Origin of the sequence: Stenotrophomonas sp. TWI1409 (genome assembly GCF_039673015.1) — a bacterium.
GTDB lineage: Bacteria > Pseudomonadota > Gammaproteobacteria > Xanthomonadales > Xanthomonadaceae > Stenotrophomonas > Stenotrophomonas maltophilia_A.
Window position 1 is genome coordinate 1 of sequence record NZ_JBDJKU010000044.1, and the last position, 16,510, is coordinate 16,510.

Below are 16,510 nucleotides of genomic sequence, written 5' to 3' on the forward strand. Positions count from 1 at the left end.
TCGACTCGTCTGTCGGCTAGTATCCGCAGATGCATGCTTGACGGTCCCTCCACCCTGGCTCCTACATACCGCGTAGGAGCCGGGAGGAACATACAAGCCATGCTCGACTCCGCACGTAGCGCGGGCATTTCCAAGCGACGGCGCGAGAGCAGTCGAGCGTGGCTCGACTCTACAAAAGCCGTGTGCCCCCATATTTCAATAGATGAAATCTATCGCATTTCAGAATTCGATCATTAATCTCATCAATGAAATTGAGAATGGTTGTTGATTGTCAACTGAGAATCATTATCATTTAACTCGTCCCTCGCACGAGTCCAGATGCTCATGAATGCTCAACCTGTACTGCTGCGCCCCGAAACGCTGACCCTCCGCGATCGACCGGTCCGCGTCGTTCCGCCGGAAGAGGTCATCGACAGTGAAGCCCTGCTCAAGGGCCGTCGTGAAATCCTGATCCAGCACGGCGACCGCTTCTATCGCCTGCGGCACACCAGCAACGACAAGCTGATCCTGACCAAGTAATCGCGGCCTGGTCGCCCGCCTCCCTCCCTCCTGCCGGCAGCGCCGACAGGGTGGGCGACCCGCCCGCTCCCGCTCTCTCCCCCTCGGTCTACCGCGTGCACCTTCCAGGTGTGCCGGTAACCGGGGGTTCCCCTGCCTGACCGAATGAACCCGATGACCCGCCATACCGCCCTGTGTCTTGCTGTCTGGATGGCGTTGCCGCTGTCCGCCCACGCTGCTGCCGCCGCTGCGCCCGACGCGCGCGAATTCGATCGGGTGCAGGTCACCGCCACCCGCACCGAGCGGGCGGTGAGCGACGTGGCGGCCACCGTGGACGTCATCGACCGCGAGCAGATGGACCGGCACCTGGTGCAGGACATCAAGGATCTGGTGCGCTACGAACCGGGCCTGTCGGTCACCCGCAGCGCGACCCGCTTCGGCCTGGATGGTTTCCGCATCCGTGGCCTGGACGGCAACCGTGTGCGCATCCAGACCGATGGCATCGTCATGCCGACCCGGTTCGACATCGGTTCGTTCGCCAGTTCCAACCGCAATTTCACCGACCTCGATACGCTCAAGCGCGTGGAGATCGTGCGCGGCCCGGCCAGCTCGCTGTACGGCTCCGATGCGCTGGGCGGCGTGGTGGCGTTCGTCACCAAGGACCCGGCCGACTACCTCAAGGACGGCAAGAACAGCTACTTCGGACTGAAGTTCGGCTACGACGGTGAGTGGAAGGGCCTGCTCGGCGGTGCCACCGCCGCCTTTGGTGGCGACCACTGGAGCGGCCTGGTCAACGTCAACCACCACCAGGGCCAGGAAACGGACAACAAGGGCACGGTGCGCAGCGACAACGACACCCGTACCGCGTCCAATCCGCAGGACCGCGACGGCCGCAGCCTGCTCAGCAAGCTGGTCTATGCACCGAGCGAAGACCAGCGCTTCCGCCTGACCGTGGAAGGCAACGAAGACACCACCGATACCAATGTGTTGTCGGCGATTGCCAGCGTTGCACCGCGCCCCGGCGCGATGGCTGCGGCTACTGGCATGAAGTCCCACGACACGCAGAAGCGTACCCGCGTGTCCTTTGCCCACGAAATGGATGCGCTGGACCAGCCGTTCGCCGACAGCCTGCATTGGCAGGTGTATGCGCAGAACAGCGAAACGCGGCAGCAGACCGACGAGACCCGCACCGACGGCAGCCGCCGTCACCGCGTGTTCTCCTTCGACCAGCATGCCTTTGGCCTGCAGGCGCAGTTCAACAAGGCGTTCAGCACCGGCAGCGTCGAGCACGCATTGACCTACGGCTTCGAAGGCACCCGTACCGAGATCCGCCAGAAGCGCGACGGCTACCAGGTCAACCGTGCCGGTGTGGTCAGCAACATCGTTACCCCCGACACCTTCCCGGTGCGTGACTTCCCGATCAGCAAGACCACCGAGTTGGGCCTGTACGCGCAGGATGAAATGCGCCTGGCCGACGGCAAGCTGTCGCTGGTGCCGGGCGTGCGCGTCGACCGTTACGAGCTGAAGCCGGAAGTGGACAGCATCTTCGCCGAAGACAACCCGACCACGGCCGTGGCGCAGCTGAAGAAGACCAGCGTGTCGCCGAAGCTGGGCATGGTCTGGCGCTTCACCGACCAGTGGTCGCTGTTCGCCGGCTATGCGCGTGGCTTCCGTTCGCCGCCGTACAACGACGTCAACATCGGCCTGACCAACGTGGCCTTCGGCTACACCGCCATCGCCAACCCGGACCTGAAGCCGGAAACCAGCGACGGCTACGAACTGGGCCTGCGCTTCATCGCGCCGGCTGCGTACGTCAGCGTCAGCGGCTACTACAACGACTACAAGGATTTCATCGAGTCCAACGTCAACACCGGCCGCAACGCACAGGGCCTGATGGTGTTCCAGTCGCAGAACATCGCCGACGCGCGCATCTATGGTGCGGAAATGAAGGCCGGCATCGAGTTCGGTGAACTCAGCCCGGCGCTGAAGGGTTGGGCGCTGCGCAGTGCGCTGGCCTGGTCGCGTGGTGACAACCGGACCGATGACGAACCGCTGGCCTCGGTCGATCCGCTGCGTGGCACGCTGGGCCTGATGTACGACACCGATACCTGGGGCGTCGAACTGGCCGGTACCTTCGTGCAGCGCAAGAAGCGCCTGCCGCCGCCGGCGGCGCAGACCAATCCGAACGCACCGGCGCCGTTCGTCTACCAGCCGGCCGGCTATGGCGTGCTGGACCTGATGGCGCACTGGAACTTCGCACCGGGTGCCACCTTCAATGTCGGCGTGTTCAACCTGGCCGACAAGCGCTACATCGAATGGTCGTCCATCACCCCGAGCCTGATCACCAACCGCGCACTGAGCGATCGTTTCAGCAGCCCGGGCCGCACCTTCTCCGCCAGCCTTGCCGTTTCCTGGTGACCTCATGAGCCGAGCACTGTCCGCACGCAGGAATGACTCCATCGCCGCGCCGCACAGCGCGGCCTGGCCGACCCCGGCACAGCTGGCCACGCTCGGCACCGTGCTGTGCCTGTACCACGCCGACGGCAACGAGCTGGGCGGCTGGCGCCAGGCCGTACGCGTGCATGCCTGCCAGGGCGTGGACAGCGAAGGCCTGCGCGAAAGCCTGTGCTTCCTCGATGGCCGCGGCCGCTGCGTGTGGCGCCTGTACCTGCTGCCGGACAGCGACTTCCTGGCCTGGGACCGGCTGGTGGCTGCGCTGCCGCCGGGGCCCGAGCACGACAGCGATGGCAGCGTCGGCGAACGCCTGTGGCGACGCCTGGCCGGTCATCTGGGTGGCCAGCGCTGGCGCCTGTGCGCGCTGCGCCTGCATGCCGCCGACGATGGCCGCACGCTGGCCGCCAGTCTGTCGACCCTGTCCTCGCTGGGCGCAGCCACCGCGCGCCGCATTGCACGGCTGGAAGGTGCCGAAGGCGAGCTGGCAATCGACGATTGCTGCTGTGCCGATGCCGCGCGGCGTCCGGCGCCGCGGATTCCCGGCGACCTGCCGCTGATCCGCCTGTGACCCACTCCTGATGGAACGCCTGTCGGCCACGGACGGCCTCTCAACGCATCTGCAACCCCGAAGGAAGACCCCGATGAAGCTCCAGACAGCCAGCGCCCTGCTTGTGCTCGCCGCCAGCGGCGTGGCCAGCGCGCAGCCCTCCGATATCGCCCGTGACCACGACAGCATCCTTGCCATGCAGGGTGAGTACACCGTGGACTTCGCCTTCGACGAGACCGTGCTGCTGAAGCCGGGCTACGAGCGCGCGCCGGCGATGCGCAGCGGCGGCAGCGAAGTGGTCATCGTGGTCGAAGACACGCCGAAGCGCATCGTGCTGCAGCACCTGCTGCTGGACGAGAAGAGCGGCCACATCACCAAGCACTGGCGCCAGGACTGGGTGTACGAAGCACCGAACCGTTTCGAGTTCAGTGCCGACCAGACCTGGAAGGTGCGCAGCATTCCGGCGGCGGTGAACCAGGGCGCCTGGACCCAGTGCGTATACGAAGTGAGCGACGCACCGCGCTATTGCGGCACCGGCACCTGGACCTACACCAACAACGTGCCGAGCTGGACCAGCGACCTGAGCTGGCGTCCGCTGCCGCGCCGCGAGTACACCAAGCGCAGTGACTACAACGCGCTGGCCGTGATCAACCGCCACACGCTGACCCCGAACGGCTGGACCCACGAGCAGTTCAACACCAAGGTGCAGCGCAACGCCGATGGCAGCCAGGCGGAGATCGCCCGCGAGTTCGGCTTCAACGACTACGTGAAGACCACCGAGGTCGACTTCACCCCGGCGCGAAACTACTGGAAGGCCACTGCCGGTTACTGGGCCAAGGTGCGCCAGCGCTGGGACGGCTTCCTCGGCCAGGCCCCGGGCGTGCACCTGAAGACCAAGATCGACGGCATGGCGATGATCATCCCGATGTTCACCCAGGCCGAAGAGATCCAGGCCGGCAAGAAGGTGAAGGACAAGCAGATCGACGACGTGTTCGCCAAGTACGTGGAAAAGGCCCAGTAGGTCGAGCCCTGCTCGACTCATGGCGCGGATCCTCTAGTCAGGTGCCGCGCCGCATGTTCGCTTCTGGTAGGTGCCGAGCTTGCTCGGCACGCTCTTCGCCGGCGATTGCACACCGCATCCACGCGTGGTTTGGATGTGACGTGCTGGATATCCGCGCCTGGTAGGTGCCGAGCTTGCTCGGCACGCTCTTCGTTGGCGATTGCACACCGCATCTACGCATGGCGTGGATCTACCGTGCCGCATATCCGCTCCTGGTAGGTGCCGAGCTTGCTCGGCACGCTCTCCATCGGTGATCGCACGCTGCATCCATGCCATGCGTGGATGCGATGCACTCAGGACGCCGGCCCACTCAAGGTGGTCAGGTCCAGCCCAGCGTCCTGGAACGCACGCAAGGTGGCCTGCAGGCTGGCCTCGTCATCGCGGGTGCGGACGCCCATGGCAGCTTGGTGGCAACGCACTCGATCCGTGCTGCAGGCGCTCCGGTCCGGCAGCAGCAGCGCGGTCTGTGCGACGAGGATCGCCATGTGCGCCACTTCCTTTCTCGGCTTCGGTTGGCCCCGGTAGAACCGGTCGAACTCAGCACGCAGGTCGGCCACCACGCCGGCATCGCTGCGCGTGCGTGACACGCTGGCCGGAACCAGATAGGTCGGGTGGCCCTCGAGGAAGGCTTGCGCTTCATCGGCCAGCACCGTTTCCAGCACGAAGGCCTGCACCGCGTCAGGAACATAGCCCTCCGCCGCGCGGGCGCCTGCGGGCAGCACCGCGGTGAGCAGCGGGGAACTGGCCAGAAGGATGCGCAGGCAGAGGCTGTATTTCATCTTCATTCCTTGAACCTCGGGAGCGCGGGAGCAACCTTCCGCGCTTCCGGACGATCTGATCGGGTGGGGCGCGCAGCATAGCGCCCCACCCGAGCGTGTCACGATCGCGTCAGGCTTCGCGCAGGGCCAGTGCTGGTGGCGTATGCAGGATCGCCCGCGTACCCCACCAGCCTGCCAGCAGGCTCAAGCCGATGCCGACCAGGCCGCCGATCAGCAGGCCCGGCCACGGCGGCAGCAACGGCAGCTCGAACACCTTCTGCGAAACCGCCACGCCGATCGCAGCGGCCGCGCCCACCGCCAGCAACGCCGCCAGTGTGCCCAGCGCACCGAATTCCACCAGTACCGCGCCACGCAGCTGGCGCCGGGTCGCGCCCAGCGTGCGCAGCACCGCGCTGTCGTAGCGCCGTTCGCCCGCCGTGGCCTGCAGCGCGGCCAGCAGCACCAGCATGCCGGCCAGCAGGCTGAACACCATCACCAGCTGCACCGCCTGCGCCACCCGTTCCATCACATCGCGCACCTGCGAGATCACCGCGTCCACGTCCAGCAGCGACAGGTTCGGCTGCGCGCGTACCAGCTCGCCCAGTCCGGCGGCCTTGCCGGCCGGTAGATGGAATGCCGACAGCAGGTTGTGTGGCGTATCGCCCACCGCATTCGGGTTCAGCAGCACGAAGAAGTTCGGACGGAAAGTGTTCCAGTCGGCCTTGCGCACGCTGGTGACAGTGAACTCGCGTTCCTGCTCGCCCACCGCAATGGTGATGCGGTCGCCGGGATGCACGCCGTAGCGCTTGGCCCAGCCGATTTCCACCGAGGCTTCGGCGGCGGTGCTGTCTGCCTTCCAGAAGGTGCCGTTGACCAGTGTGTTGGCCGGCGGGAAGCTGCTGCGCCAGCTGAAGTTCAACGGCCGGTTCTCGTCGTCTTCATCGCGCTGGCCTTCGCCCTGTGCCGGCTGCCCGTTCTGTTCAGGCGAGCGGTCCACGCGCAGCGGCGGCTTGCCGTTGATCGCGATCAGGCGGCCAGTGGCCATCGGTTCGATGCTGGCGTCGTTGGCGCCCAGTCCACGCAGTGCGGCCAGCACGCTGTCGCGCTGTTCGGGCTGGATGTTGATCAGGAAGTAGTTCGGCGTATCCGCGGGCAGGCGTTCGCGCCATTGCTGCAGCAGGCCGGGGCCGGTCACCGCCAGCAGCAACAGCGCGCACAGCGACAGCGACAGCCCGACCAGCTGCATCACCGCCAGCATCCGGCGCCGGGTCAGCGCGGCCAGGCCCAGTCGCCAGTGGCCGTGCAGGCGGTGCTGCAGGCCACGCAGCAGCTGCAGCAGCACGAAGCCGACCACGCCGGCCGCCACCGCCAGCGCGGCCAACCCGCCCAGCACCCACAGCGCCAGCTTGAGATCACCGGTGACCTGCACCGCCAGCAGCAGGCTGGCCGCCAGGGCAGCCACGTAGGCCAGCAGCGAGGCCGGCGGCAGGGCGGCGAAGGAACGGTTGAGCACCCGCATCGGCGGCACCCCGCGCAGGCGCAGCAGCGGCGGCAGGCCGAAGCCGAACAGCAGCAACAGCCCGATGCCGGCACCGGTCAGCGCAGGCATTGCCTCGGGCAGCGGCAGGCGCTGCGGCACCAGACTGCCCAGCACCTGCACCAGGCCCTCCTGCGCCGCCATGCCCAGGCCGATGCCGAGTGCGCAGGCCGGCACCGCCAGCATCAGCAGCTGCAGTGCCAGACCGGACAGGATGTCGCGCTGGCGCGCGCCCAGGCAGCGCAGGATCGCCACCTGGTCGATGCGGCGCAGGGCGAAGCGGTTCGCCGCCAGCGCCGTGGCAACACCGGCCAGCAATACCGCCAGCAGCGCGCTGAGGCCGAGGAAGCGCCCGGCCAGGTCGAAGGCCTGGCGCACGCCACGCTGGGTGTCGTCCACACTCAGCAGGCGCAGGCCCTTCACCTGCGGCAGCAGCCATTGCCGAAGTGCCGCGATCGGCTCTGCTGCTCCGGCGAACATCAGCCGGTAGTTGATGCGGCTACCCGGACCGAGCAGGCCGGTGCCTTCCACATCGGCGCGGTTGACCAGCAGGGTGGGGGAAAGCGTAAGCAGGTCGCCGCCGGTATCCGGCTCGGCCTCGATGATGCCGGCGATGCGCAGCGTGCCAGCGCCGAATTCAAGGTCGTCACCGGCCTTCAGTCCCAGCCCCTGGAGAAGGCGTGGGTCGGCATAGGCCTGGCCCTTGGCCGGCATGCCGGCGTTGTCGATCAAGGCGCCGCCGGGCGTGCCCCGCACCCGCAGCGTGCCACGCAGCGGATAGCCCGCCTGCACCGCCTTGATGCTGGCCATCTGGCTGGCATCACCGTTGAACAGCACGCTGCCGAAGCTGGCGATACGGGTGTAGGCCAGTCCGCGCCGCTGCGCCTCGTCGGCGAACGCCTGCGGCGGGTCATCGCGCCCGGCGATGCCGAGGTCGCCGCCTAGCATTTCCGCTGCGCTGCCGGTCAGTGCCAGGTTGACCCGGTTCACCAGCGTGCCGACCGCGGTCATCACCGCCACGCCCAGCACCAGCGCGGCGAACACGGTCAGCAGGTCGCCGGCCAGCGCCTCGCGGCGCAGCGCGCGCCACGCGTGCCGCAGCAGGTTCATGCCTGCGCCCCACGCTCGACCGGCAGCAGGCGGCCGTCGTCGATGCGGTGGATGTACTGGCAACGCTGGGCCAGGCGGAGGTCGTGAGTGACCAGCACCAGGGTGGTGCCGCCGCCGGCGTTGAGTTCGAACAGCAGGTCGCTGATGTGCTGGCCGGTGGCGTGGTCCAGCGAGCCGGTCGGTTCGTCGGCGAACAGGATGCGCGGGCGGGTGACGAAGGCACGTGCCAGTGCCACGCGCTGCTGCTCGCCGCCCGACAACTGGCGCGGATAGTGGCGGGCGCGATGGGCCAGGCCGACCTGGGCCAGCACTTCTTCGACCCGCGCCCGGTCTTCGCGCCCGGCCAGTTCCAGCGGCAGCGCGACATTCTCGGCGGCGGTCAGTGCCGGCAGCAGATGGAAGCTCTGGAACACGAAGCCGACCTCACGCGCGCGCAGCTGGGCGCGGGTCTCCTCGTCCAGCGCCGCCAGGTCCTGGCCGGCCAGCGCGATGCGGCCGCGGCTGGGCAGGTCCAGCCCGGCCAGCAGGCCGAGCAGGGTGGTCTTGCCGGAACCGGAGGCGCCGACGATGGCCGCGCTGGTCCCTTCATGGACGGTCAGGGTGATGTTGTCCAGTATGTGGACTTCACCCTCCGGGCCCTGCACGGATTTGCCGACCTGGTCGACGGCGATGGCAACGGACGCGCTGCGGGGGGACAGGCTGTCGATGAGGAGACTCCAATGCGCAAGACGGGATGGAGCCGGCGAGCCGGCGTGATGATGGTGCTGCTGCTAGGGTTCCTGCTGCTGCCTGGGCTGGCGTGTGCCAAAGGTCCGGCTGGCACCGTGCTGGTGCTCGGCGACAGCCTCAGTGCTGCCCACAATATCCCTGCCGACGCCGGCTGGGTGAGCCTGCTGCAGCAGCGGGTCAGGCAGCAGTCGAAAACACCGGCGCGCATCGTCAACGCCAGCATGAGCGGGGAAACCACCGCCGGCGCGCTGACCCGCCTGCCGGGCCTGCTGGCGAAGGAAAACCCGACCGTGGTGGTGATTGCCCTCGGCGGCAACGATGCACTGCGCGGGCTGACCCCGGCGCAGGTGCAGGGCAACCTGGAAAAGATGGTGCAGGCCAGCCAGAAGGCCGGTGCCAAGGTGCTGCTGCTGGGCATCGACGTGCCGCCCAACTACGGGCCAGCCTATCGCCAGCGCCTGGCGGCGGCCTACAAGGCGCTGGCCACGCAGTACAAGGTGCCGCTGCTGCCCTTCCTGCTGGAGGGCGTGGCCCTGCAGCCGGGCATGATGCAGGCCGACGGGCTGCACCCGACCGCACAGGCGCAGCCGAAGGTGCTGGACAACGTCTGGCCGCTGCTCAGACCGCTGCTCTGAACCGTTTGTTTACCTCTTGACGGAACTTCACATCGCGTCCACCGTCGATCCGGCATGTTTCACAAAGCTGAAGTTAGAGGGAATCACATGCGTCAGACGAAGGAGACCTCCGGCTTGGTGCTGGTGGTCGAAGACAACCGCAACATCTCCGAGATGATCGGGGAATACCTGGAAGGTCGCGGCTTCGAAGTCGACTATGCACAGGACGGCCTGGATGGCTACCGCCTTGCGGCGGAAAACAGCTATGACGTCGTGGTGCTCGACTTGATGTTGCCGCGCCTGGATGGCATCGAAGTGTGCCGTCGCCTGCGCAACGATGCGCGCAAGTCCACCCCGGTGCTGATGCTCACGGCACGCGACACGCTGGACGACAAGCTCACCGGCCTCGGTTTCGGCGCCGATGACTACCTGACCAAGCCGTTCGCGATCCAGGAGCTGGAAGCCCGCCTGCGCGCGCTGATCCGCCGCGAGCGTCGCCAGGTGGGTTCGGAAGTGCTGAAGGTCGCCGACCTGGTGCTCGATCCGGTCAGCATGCGTGCCACCCGTGCCGGTACCGAGCTGCAGCTGTCGCCGATCGGCCTGCGCCTGCTGACCATCCTGATGCGCGAATCGCCGCGCGTGGTCACCCGCCAGGAGATCGAACGCGAGATCTGGGGCAACGGCCTGCCGGATTCGGACACCCTGCGCAGCCACCTGTACAACCTGCGCAAGATCATCGACAAGCCGTTCGACCGTCCGCTGCTGCATACCGTGCAGAGTGCCGGCTACCGCATTGCCGACATCGCCCAGCCGATGGCCTGAGCAGGCCCGCGCCGGTGCAGCCGCAGGCCGGGCCGGGCTGCGGCCAGGCACAAGGGCAGGGGATGACCGTCCGGCAGTGCCGCCGGTCATCGCCCGTGCATCCCAACGGCGCGGTGCGCTGCCTATAATCGCAGCGCTCTGACCGGGACCCCGCAATGCCGCACGGCCTGCCGCGCAAGATCCGTATCGCTTTCATCCTGCAGGCAGTGCTGGCCAGCCTGGGCATCCTGCTCGGTGCGTGGCTGGTTTCGCTGGTGATCAAGCACAGCCTGGTCGGCGCCGCCCTGCGCGAGGAGGCGGCGTACTTCTGGACGCTGCACGAGGCCTCGCCGGTGCAGCCGCCACCCAACACCCAGAACATCCGTGGCTACCTGCTGGAAAGCGGGCAGTCGGCCCTGTCGTTGCCGGCCAATCTGCGCAACCTGGAGCCCGGCTTCCACGAACTGCCCAAGGACGACCAGCTGGTGCTGGTCGATGTGCGCCCGGCCGGCCGCCTTTACCTGGTATTCCTGCGTTCGCGTGCGGAGATGCTGGCGTTCTGGTTCGGCATCGTGCCGGTGCTGCTGACCCTGCTGGCGGTGTATGGCGCCAGTTGGGTCACCTATCGTGCGTCCAAGCGCCTGGTATCGCCGGTGAACTGGCTGGCGCGGCGCGTCTCGCGCTGGGACCCGGGCCACCCGGAGGCGGCCGACCTGGAGCCGAACAAGCTGCCGGCGGACATGCAGGGCGAGACCCGGCAGCTGGCGGCCGCACTGCATTCGCTGGCCAACCGGGTCAGCGCGCACGTGGCGCGCGAGCGCAATTTCACCCGCGATGCCAGCCATGAACTGCGCACACCGTTGACCGTCATCCGCGTGGCCAGCGACATGGCGCTGGGCGATGACAGCCTGGAGCCGCGCCTGCGCCGCAGCCTGCAGCGCATCCAGCGTGCCGGCCGTGACATGGAGGCGGTGATCGATGCCTTCCTGATCCTGGCCCGCGAGGCCGACGTCGAGCCCCAAGTCGAGCTGTTCGACGTCAACGACATCGTCCGCTACGAAGTGGACAACGCCAACGAACTGCTGGGTACGCGCCCGGTGTCGGTGCACCTGCACAGCGATGGCCCGGTGCAGCTGCATGCGCCGCCGCGGGTGCTGCAGGTGGTGGTCAGCAACCTGGTGCGCAACGCGTGCAGTTACACCGATGAGGGGCGCATCGACGTGCATGTGCACAACGATCGGGTGGTGGTGCGCGATACTGGTATCGGCATGTCGGCCGACGCACTGTCGCGGGCCTTCGAGCCGTTCTACCGCGCCGAGCCGAGCCGCCCGCAGGGCACCGGCCTGGGCCTGTCGATCGTGCGCCGGCTGTGCGATCGCTTTGGTTGGAAGGTCAGCCTGGCCAGCGAGCCGGGTCAGGGCACCGAGGCCACGGTGATCTTCCGGTAGAGGGCTTTTGCCGGGCTGCGCCCGGCACCCGCCGAGGCGACATCAACATCAAAAGCGGGCATTCCGTGAAATGGCGGGGCGGTGTGGGTTTGCAGGACACGCCGTAAACCCGTCCATGGGGGCTCGATGGCGCCATCCATGGCGCCAACGGTCCTGCAAACCCACACCGCCCCGCCTTCGACAGTTTCCCGCGATCCGCAGTAGATCCACGCCATGCGTGGATGGGGTTGCTCAGTTGCACTTCACCTTCGGCGCCAGCGCCTTGGTCCAGATCGCATAGCCGGCCGGGGTCATGTGCAGCATGTCCTCGCGGAACAGCGACGCATCCGGCTGGCCGTCGGCGCCCAGCATCGGCGTGTAGACGTCGGTGAAACCGGTGTTGGGCAGCTTGGCCAGAGCTGCCTTGATCAGCGTGTTGGCCTCGTTGATCGCCGGCAGCAGGTGCGCGCGCGACGGGCTTGGCTTGATCGACAGGTACTCCACCTTCGTCTTCGGCAGGTCGCGATGCACGCGCTGCACGAAGGCAACCACATCGTCGCGCACCTGCACGGCGCTGCGGCCGCTGTTGAGGTCGTTGTCACCGGCGTAGAAGAACACCTTGCACGGTGCATACGGCACCACGATGCGGTCGGCATACCAGGTGCTGTCACGCACTTCCGAGCCGCCGAAACCACGGTTGAACACCGGCTGGCCGGGGAAGTCGGCTGCCAGGCCTTCCCACATGCGGATCGAGGAGCTGCCGATGAACTCGATGCCGCCCCGTGGCGGCGGGCTGGCCTGGTCGGCGCTGGCAAAGTGGGCCATGTCGCCGGCCCAGGCCACGTTGGAGACCTGCTCGGGCACGCGCGGCGGCTTGGCCGGGCTCAGCGCCTGGGCCAGGGGGGCGGCGGTCAGCAGGCCCAGCATCAGCAGGCAGGTACGGCGACGGGACATCAGGCGCTCCAGCAGGGAAGAGGAAAGCCATCATAGAAGCTGGGGCGGGCCGGGGCTTGCCCCTGGCAGTCCATTCACCGGGCCGGTGCCGGGATGCGGCTGGCGGCCTTGTGGCAAAATGGCGGCCATCTGCCTATCCCTGTGCACCCATGATTCCCTGCCGTGCGTCTGAGCGGTCGCTGCGCCGCGCCCCTGTTGCTGGATGTTCCACCCGTGGCTGATCAGTTCGGCCATCTGCCCCGCGGCCCGCGCCGCATCTTCCAGGCCGCGCGCTGGTCCTGGCAGGGCCTGCGCGCCGCCTGGCTGCATGAGTCCTCGTTCCGGCTGGAGGTCTACCTGCTGATCCTGCTGACGCCGGTCGCGGTCTGGCTGGGCCAGACCCCGGTCGAGCGCGCGCTGCTGATCGGCTCGATGCTGCTGGTGCTGGCGATGGAACTGGCCAACTCGGCCATCGAGGCGGTGATCGAACGTTACGGCAGCGAGATCCACGAGCTGGCCGGCCGCGCCAAGGACATGGGTTCGGCGGCGGTCTTCGTGCTGATGATGAACGTGCTTCTGTGCTGGGCGCTGGTTGTGGTCCCGCATGCAATGGCCGGCAATTACGGCTGATCCCCATTCCCCCACTGCCCTGAAGAGTTTCCATGTCCTTTGAGTTCCTCGCCGACCCCAATGCCTGGGTGACCCTGTTCACCCTGAGCGCACTGGAAATCGTGCTCGGCATCGACAACCTGGTGTTCATTTCCATCGCGGTCAGCAAGCTGCCGGAAGAGCGTCGCCCGTTCGCGCGCAAGCTCGGCATCGCCGTGGCCTGCATCACCCGCATCGCCCTGCTGGTGTCGCTGGCCTATCTGGCGCACATGTCCGCCAACCTGTTCACCGTGGCTGGTATGGGCATCTCCATCCGAGATCTGGTGCTGATCGTCGGTGGCCTGTTCCTGATCATCAAGGGCTACATGGAGATCAAGGAACTGATCACCGGTGGCGAAGACGAGAACCCAGCCACCAGCAAGGCCTCGGGTGTATTCGGCATGGTCATCCTGCAGATCGCCATCATCGACATCGTGTTCTCGCTGGACTCGGTGATCACCGCCGTCGGCATCGCCGATCACATCCCGGTGATGGTCGCCGCCATCCTGCTGTCGGTGCTGGTGATGCTGCTGGCCGCCAACCCGCTGGGCCGCTTCATCGACGCAAACCCGACCGTGAAGATGCTGGCACTGGCCTTCATCCTGTTGATCGGTGCGGTGCTGATCCTGGATGGCCTGGACGTGCACGTGCCCAAGCCCTACATCTATGCCGCCATGGGCTTCTCGGTGCTGGTGGAATGGCTGAACCTGCTGATGCGCCGCCGCGCACGCGATCACCATGTGCCGGGTGCTGGCGACTGGTAAGCAGATCACAGGCCAATGTGTCTTCCAGAACCCCCGGCCAGCGCCGGGGGTTCTGCGTTATGGGACCGATTGGGCTCGCCGGGCCATGCCCGGCGGGGAGGTTCCCGCCAGCTGTGAATTGAGGTCAACAGTGTTTTCCCGGGGCGAGGCTTAATCCGCGGCAGCAAAGCGCGCAGGCTACGCGCTCTTTTCCAGGACCTGCCCCACGCAGGATGACCCCATGAACTCCAGAGCCGCCTTGTTGGCCCTTGCTGTCGGCGCCTTCGCCATCGGCACCACTGAATTCGCGCCGATGGGCCTGCTGCCCGTCATTGCCGACGGCGTCGGCGTGAACATTCCCACCGCCGGCATGCTGATCACCGCCTATGCCGTGGGCGTGATGCTGGGCGCGCCGGTGATGACCCTGCTGATGGGACGGTTTGGCAAGCGCACCGCGCTGATGCTGCTGATGTCGATCTTCGTGGTCGGCAACCTGCTCTCGGCACTGGCCCCGAACTACGGCCTGCTGTTGCTGTCGCGTCTGGTCACCAGCCTCAATCACGGTGCCTTCTTCGGCATCGGTGCGGTGGTTGCCGCCAGCCTGGTGCCGAAGGACAAGCAGGCTGCCGCCGTGGCCACCATGTTCATGGGCCTGACCATCGCCAACATCGGCGGTGTGCCGCTGGCCACCTGGGTGGGCCAGCAGCTGGGCTGGCGTCTGTCCTTCGCCGGTACTGCGGTGCTGGGCCTGGTCGCGATCACCGCGCTCGGCCTCGCGCTGCCGGCATCCGCGCCGGGGCCGCGCCCGGACGTGCGCCGCGAACTGAGAGCGATCCTGCAGCCGCAGGTGCTGCTGGCGATGGCTACCACCGTGCTTGGCGCCGGCGCGATGTTCACCCTCTACACCTACGTGGCACCGGTGCTGACCGAACTGACCGGTGCCTCCAACGCCTTCATCGCGATGTCGCTGGCGCTGATCGGTATCGGCTTCACCTTCGGCAACGGCATCGGTGGGCGCATGGCCGACTGGTCGCTGGATGGTGCCACCCGCATCCTGCTGGCGGTCCTGGCCGTGTTGATGTTCGTGCTGCCGCTGGCCTTCATGAATCACGCCACGGCGGCGCTGGGCGTGCTGCTGTTCGGTGCGGCGACTTTCGCCATCGTGCCGCCGTTGCAGATCCGGGTGATGCAGGCGGCCAGCGAGGCGCCGGGACTGGCGTCGTCGATCAACGTCGGTGCGTTCAACCTGGGCAATGCCGTGGGTGCGGCGCTGGGCGGTGCGGTGATCAGTTCGGGCCTGGGCTATGCCGCGATTCCGGTGGCCGGTGGCCTGCTGGCGGCCTCGGGGTTGCTGCTGGCATGGCTGGGGCGTCCGCGCACTGCGGTGGCTGAGGCTTGCTGAGAGGGGAGGGTTTCCGGCAGGGCTGCACCCTGCACCCGCCGAAGCAACAGCAACAGCAACAGCAACAGCCCGCATTCCGTGGGTTGGCGGGGGGGGGGGGGGGGGGGGGGGGGGGGGGGGTGTCTAAACAAAAGAAGGTGTTGAGGTTTCGAAAACCCGCCCGCCCCCCCCCCCCCACGCGCACCCACCCCGCCTTCGACAGTTTTCCGCGGTCTGTCGGAACGTCGTTCTGCTTTGGTAGGTGTCGACCTTGGTCGACACGAATGCCTGAAGAACCGGCTTTTGCTTTTGTTTTTTCTTTTGATCTTCCCGCGGTGCGCAGGAAATTGTCCGTGGCCGGGAGGGTGGGTTGGCTGGGGGCGTGAGCCGCATGGGCCCGAGGCATGCCTCGGGCGGGTTGGGCAGGACGCCCGACCCTGGCCTTGCCGTGCGCGCAGGACAGCGCACACGAGCAAGCGGCGATCGAGCTTACATGGACGTACTTGCAGCGCCCCCCAGCCAACCCCCCCACCCGGCCACCCCCAGAGAACCAGCAAACAACCACCGCGGAGGGGGCGGCGCCCGATGGCCGGTCTTTCACCCGAACCATGGCATGCTCGGCGCCAAGCCCACCCGGAACCTCCGCCATGCGCCTGTTCACCCGTGTCCTGCCCCTGATGCTGTTGGCCTCCCTGCTCTCCGGCTGCGGCTACAACGCCATCCAGCAGAAGGATGAAGCGGTCAAGGCCAGCTGGTCGGAGGTCATCAACCAGTACAAGCGTCGCGCCGACCTGGTGCCCAACCTGGTGCAGACCGTGAAGGGCTTCGCCAGCCAGGAAGAGCGCGTGCTGACTGAAGTGACCAACGCCCGTTCGCGTGTCGGCCAGATCAACGTCAATGCCGACGACGAAGCCTCGCTCAAGCAGTTCCAGCAGGCACAGGGCGAACTTGGCAGCGCGCTGTCGCGGCTGCTGGTGGTCACCGAGAACTATCCGGAACTGAAGTCGAACCAGAACTTCCGCGACCTGCAGGCGCAGTTGGAAGGTACCGAGAACCGGGTCACCGTCGCCCGTGGCCGTTACATCCAGCAGGTGCAGGACTACAACACCTACATCCGCTCGTTCCCGCAGGTGATCACCGCCAAGATCTTCGGCTACAAGACCAAGCCGAACTTCACCGTGGACAACGAAGCGCAGATCTCCAACGCGCCGGCGGTCGATTTCGGCAACGCGCCGCAGCAGCAGCCGGCACCGCAGCCGGGGACCTGATC

The 16,510-nt window shown here is 67.1% G+C and carries 15 protein-coding genes; 11 read left to right on the forward strand and 4 right to left on the reverse strand.

All coding sequences use genetic code 11. The features are described from left to right. Positions 1 to 324: 324 nt before the first annotated feature. The 4 genes from ABE423_RS14385 to ABE423_RS14400 all read left to right on the forward strand — a co-directional run bounded on the left by ABE423_RS14385 (position 325) and on the right by ABE423_RS14400 (position 4,520). Entirely contained in the window at positions 325 to 519 is a 195-nt protein-coding gene (locus tag ABE423_RS14385) for a hemin uptake protein HemP (RefSeq protein ID WP_005412278.1), read from the forward strand. A 189-nt stretch (positions 520 to 708) separates the two neighbouring features. Beyond that, positions 709 to 2,916 carry a TonB-dependent hemoglobin/transferrin/lactoferrin family receptor gene (locus ABE423_RS14390; RefSeq protein WP_346486527.1) on the forward strand — a complete coding sequence of 736 codons (2,208 nt, stop codon included), beginning with the start codon at positions 709 to 711 and terminating at the stop codon, positions 2,914 to 2,916. 4 nt (positions 2,917 to 2,920) lie between these two features. Then, positions 2,921 to 3,520 (forward strand): hypothetical protein, encoded by a 600-nt coding sequence (locus ABE423_RS14395; protein WP_032129934.1) that lies wholly within the window; start codon positions 2,921 to 2,923, stop codon positions 3,518 to 3,520. Positions 3,521 to 3,593: 73 nt separating this feature from the next. Further along, complete coding sequence (locus ABE423_RS14400) at positions 3,594 to 4,520, forward strand: DUF6607 family protein (RefSeq protein ID WP_346486504.1); 927 nt, start codon at positions 3,594 to 3,596, stop codon at positions 4,518 to 4,520. A 332-nt stretch (positions 4,521 to 4,852) separates the two neighbouring features. Here the strand turns inward: ABE423_RS14400 and ABE423_RS14405 are convergent, their stop codons facing one another. The 3 genes from ABE423_RS14405 to ABE423_RS14415 form a co-directional block, all read right to left on the reverse strand. Next, a complete protein-coding gene (locus ABE423_RS14405; RefSeq protein ID WP_346486506.1) occupies positions 4,853 to 5,338 on the reverse strand; it encodes a hypothetical protein in 486 nt (161 codons plus the stop codon). Positions 5,339 to 5,447: 109 nt separating this feature from the next. Further along, on the reverse strand, positions 5,448 to 7,964 hold the full coding sequence (locus ABE423_RS14410; RefSeq protein ID WP_346486508.1) for an FtsX-like permease family protein: 2,517 nt from the start codon (positions 7,962 to 7,964) through the stop codon (positions 5,448 to 5,450). Beyond that, positions 7,961 to 8,608 carry an ATP-binding cassette domain-containing protein gene (locus ABE423_RS14415; protein ID WP_346486510.1) on the reverse strand — a complete coding sequence of 216 codons (648 nt, stop codon included), beginning with the start codon at positions 8,606 to 8,608 and terminating at the stop codon, positions 7,961 to 7,963. Before ABE423_RS14415 ends, ABE423_RS14410 begins: the two co-directional genes overlap by 4 nt. A gap of 75 nt (positions 8,609 to 8,683) precedes the next feature. Between ABE423_RS14415 and ABE423_RS14420 the strand changes: the two genes are divergently transcribed. From ABE423_RS14420 to ABE423_RS14430, 3 genes are all read left to right on the forward strand, one after another. Next, positions 8,684 to 9,328, forward strand: a complete 645-nt coding sequence (locus tag ABE423_RS14420; RefSeq protein WP_004144386.1) for an arylesterase — start codon at positions 8,684 to 8,686, stop codon at positions 9,326 to 9,328. 87 nt (positions 9,329 to 9,415) lie between these two features. Further along, positions 9,416 to 10,129 carry a response regulator transcription factor gene (locus tag ABE423_RS14425; protein WP_002811889.1) on the forward strand — a complete coding sequence of 238 codons (714 nt, stop codon included), beginning with the start codon at positions 9,416 to 9,418 and terminating at the stop codon, positions 10,127 to 10,129. Positions 10,130 to 10,284: 155 nt separating this feature from the next. Next, positions 10,285 to 11,556, forward strand: a complete 1,272-nt coding sequence (locus tag ABE423_RS14430; RefSeq protein WP_032129926.1) for a HAMP domain-containing sensor histidine kinase — start codon at positions 10,285 to 10,287, stop codon at positions 11,554 to 11,556. A gap of 231 nt (positions 11,557 to 11,787) precedes the next feature. On the opposite strand, the gene ABE423_RS14435 is transcribed toward ABE423_RS14430, so the two are convergent. Beyond that, positions 11,788 to 12,489 carry an SGNH/GDSL hydrolase family protein gene (locus ABE423_RS14435; RefSeq protein WP_346486512.1) on the reverse strand — a complete coding sequence of 234 codons (702 nt, stop codon included), beginning with the start codon at positions 12,487 to 12,489 and terminating at the stop codon, positions 11,788 to 11,790. A 213-nt stretch (positions 12,490 to 12,702) separates the two neighbouring features. Between ABE423_RS14435 and ABE423_RS14440 the strand changes: the two genes are divergently transcribed. From ABE423_RS14440 to ABE423_RS14455, 4 genes are all read left to right on the forward strand, one after another. Beyond that, positions 12,703 to 13,098: a diacylglycerol kinase gene (locus ABE423_RS14440; protein WP_032129924.1), complete on the forward strand. Its 396-nt coding sequence runs from the start codon at positions 12,703 to 12,705 to the stop codon at positions 13,096 to 13,098. A gap of 32 nt (positions 13,099 to 13,130) precedes the next feature. Next, positions 13,131 to 13,880: a TerC family protein gene (locus tag ABE423_RS14445; protein WP_004144462.1), complete on the forward strand. Its 750-nt coding sequence runs from the start codon at positions 13,131 to 13,133 to the stop codon at positions 13,878 to 13,880. 220 nt (positions 13,881 to 14,100) lie between these two features. Further along, entirely contained in the window at positions 14,101 to 15,261 is a 1,161-nt protein-coding gene (locus ABE423_RS14450) for an MFS transporter (protein WP_032129923.1), read from the forward strand. Between the two features lie 626 nt (positions 15,262 to 15,887). Next, positions 15,888 to 16,508 carry a LemA family protein gene (locus tag ABE423_RS14455; protein ID WP_032130538.1) on the forward strand — a complete coding sequence of 207 codons (621 nt, stop codon included), beginning with the start codon at positions 15,888 to 15,890 and terminating at the stop codon, positions 16,506 to 16,508. Positions 16,509 to 16,510: the final 2 nt, after the last annotated feature.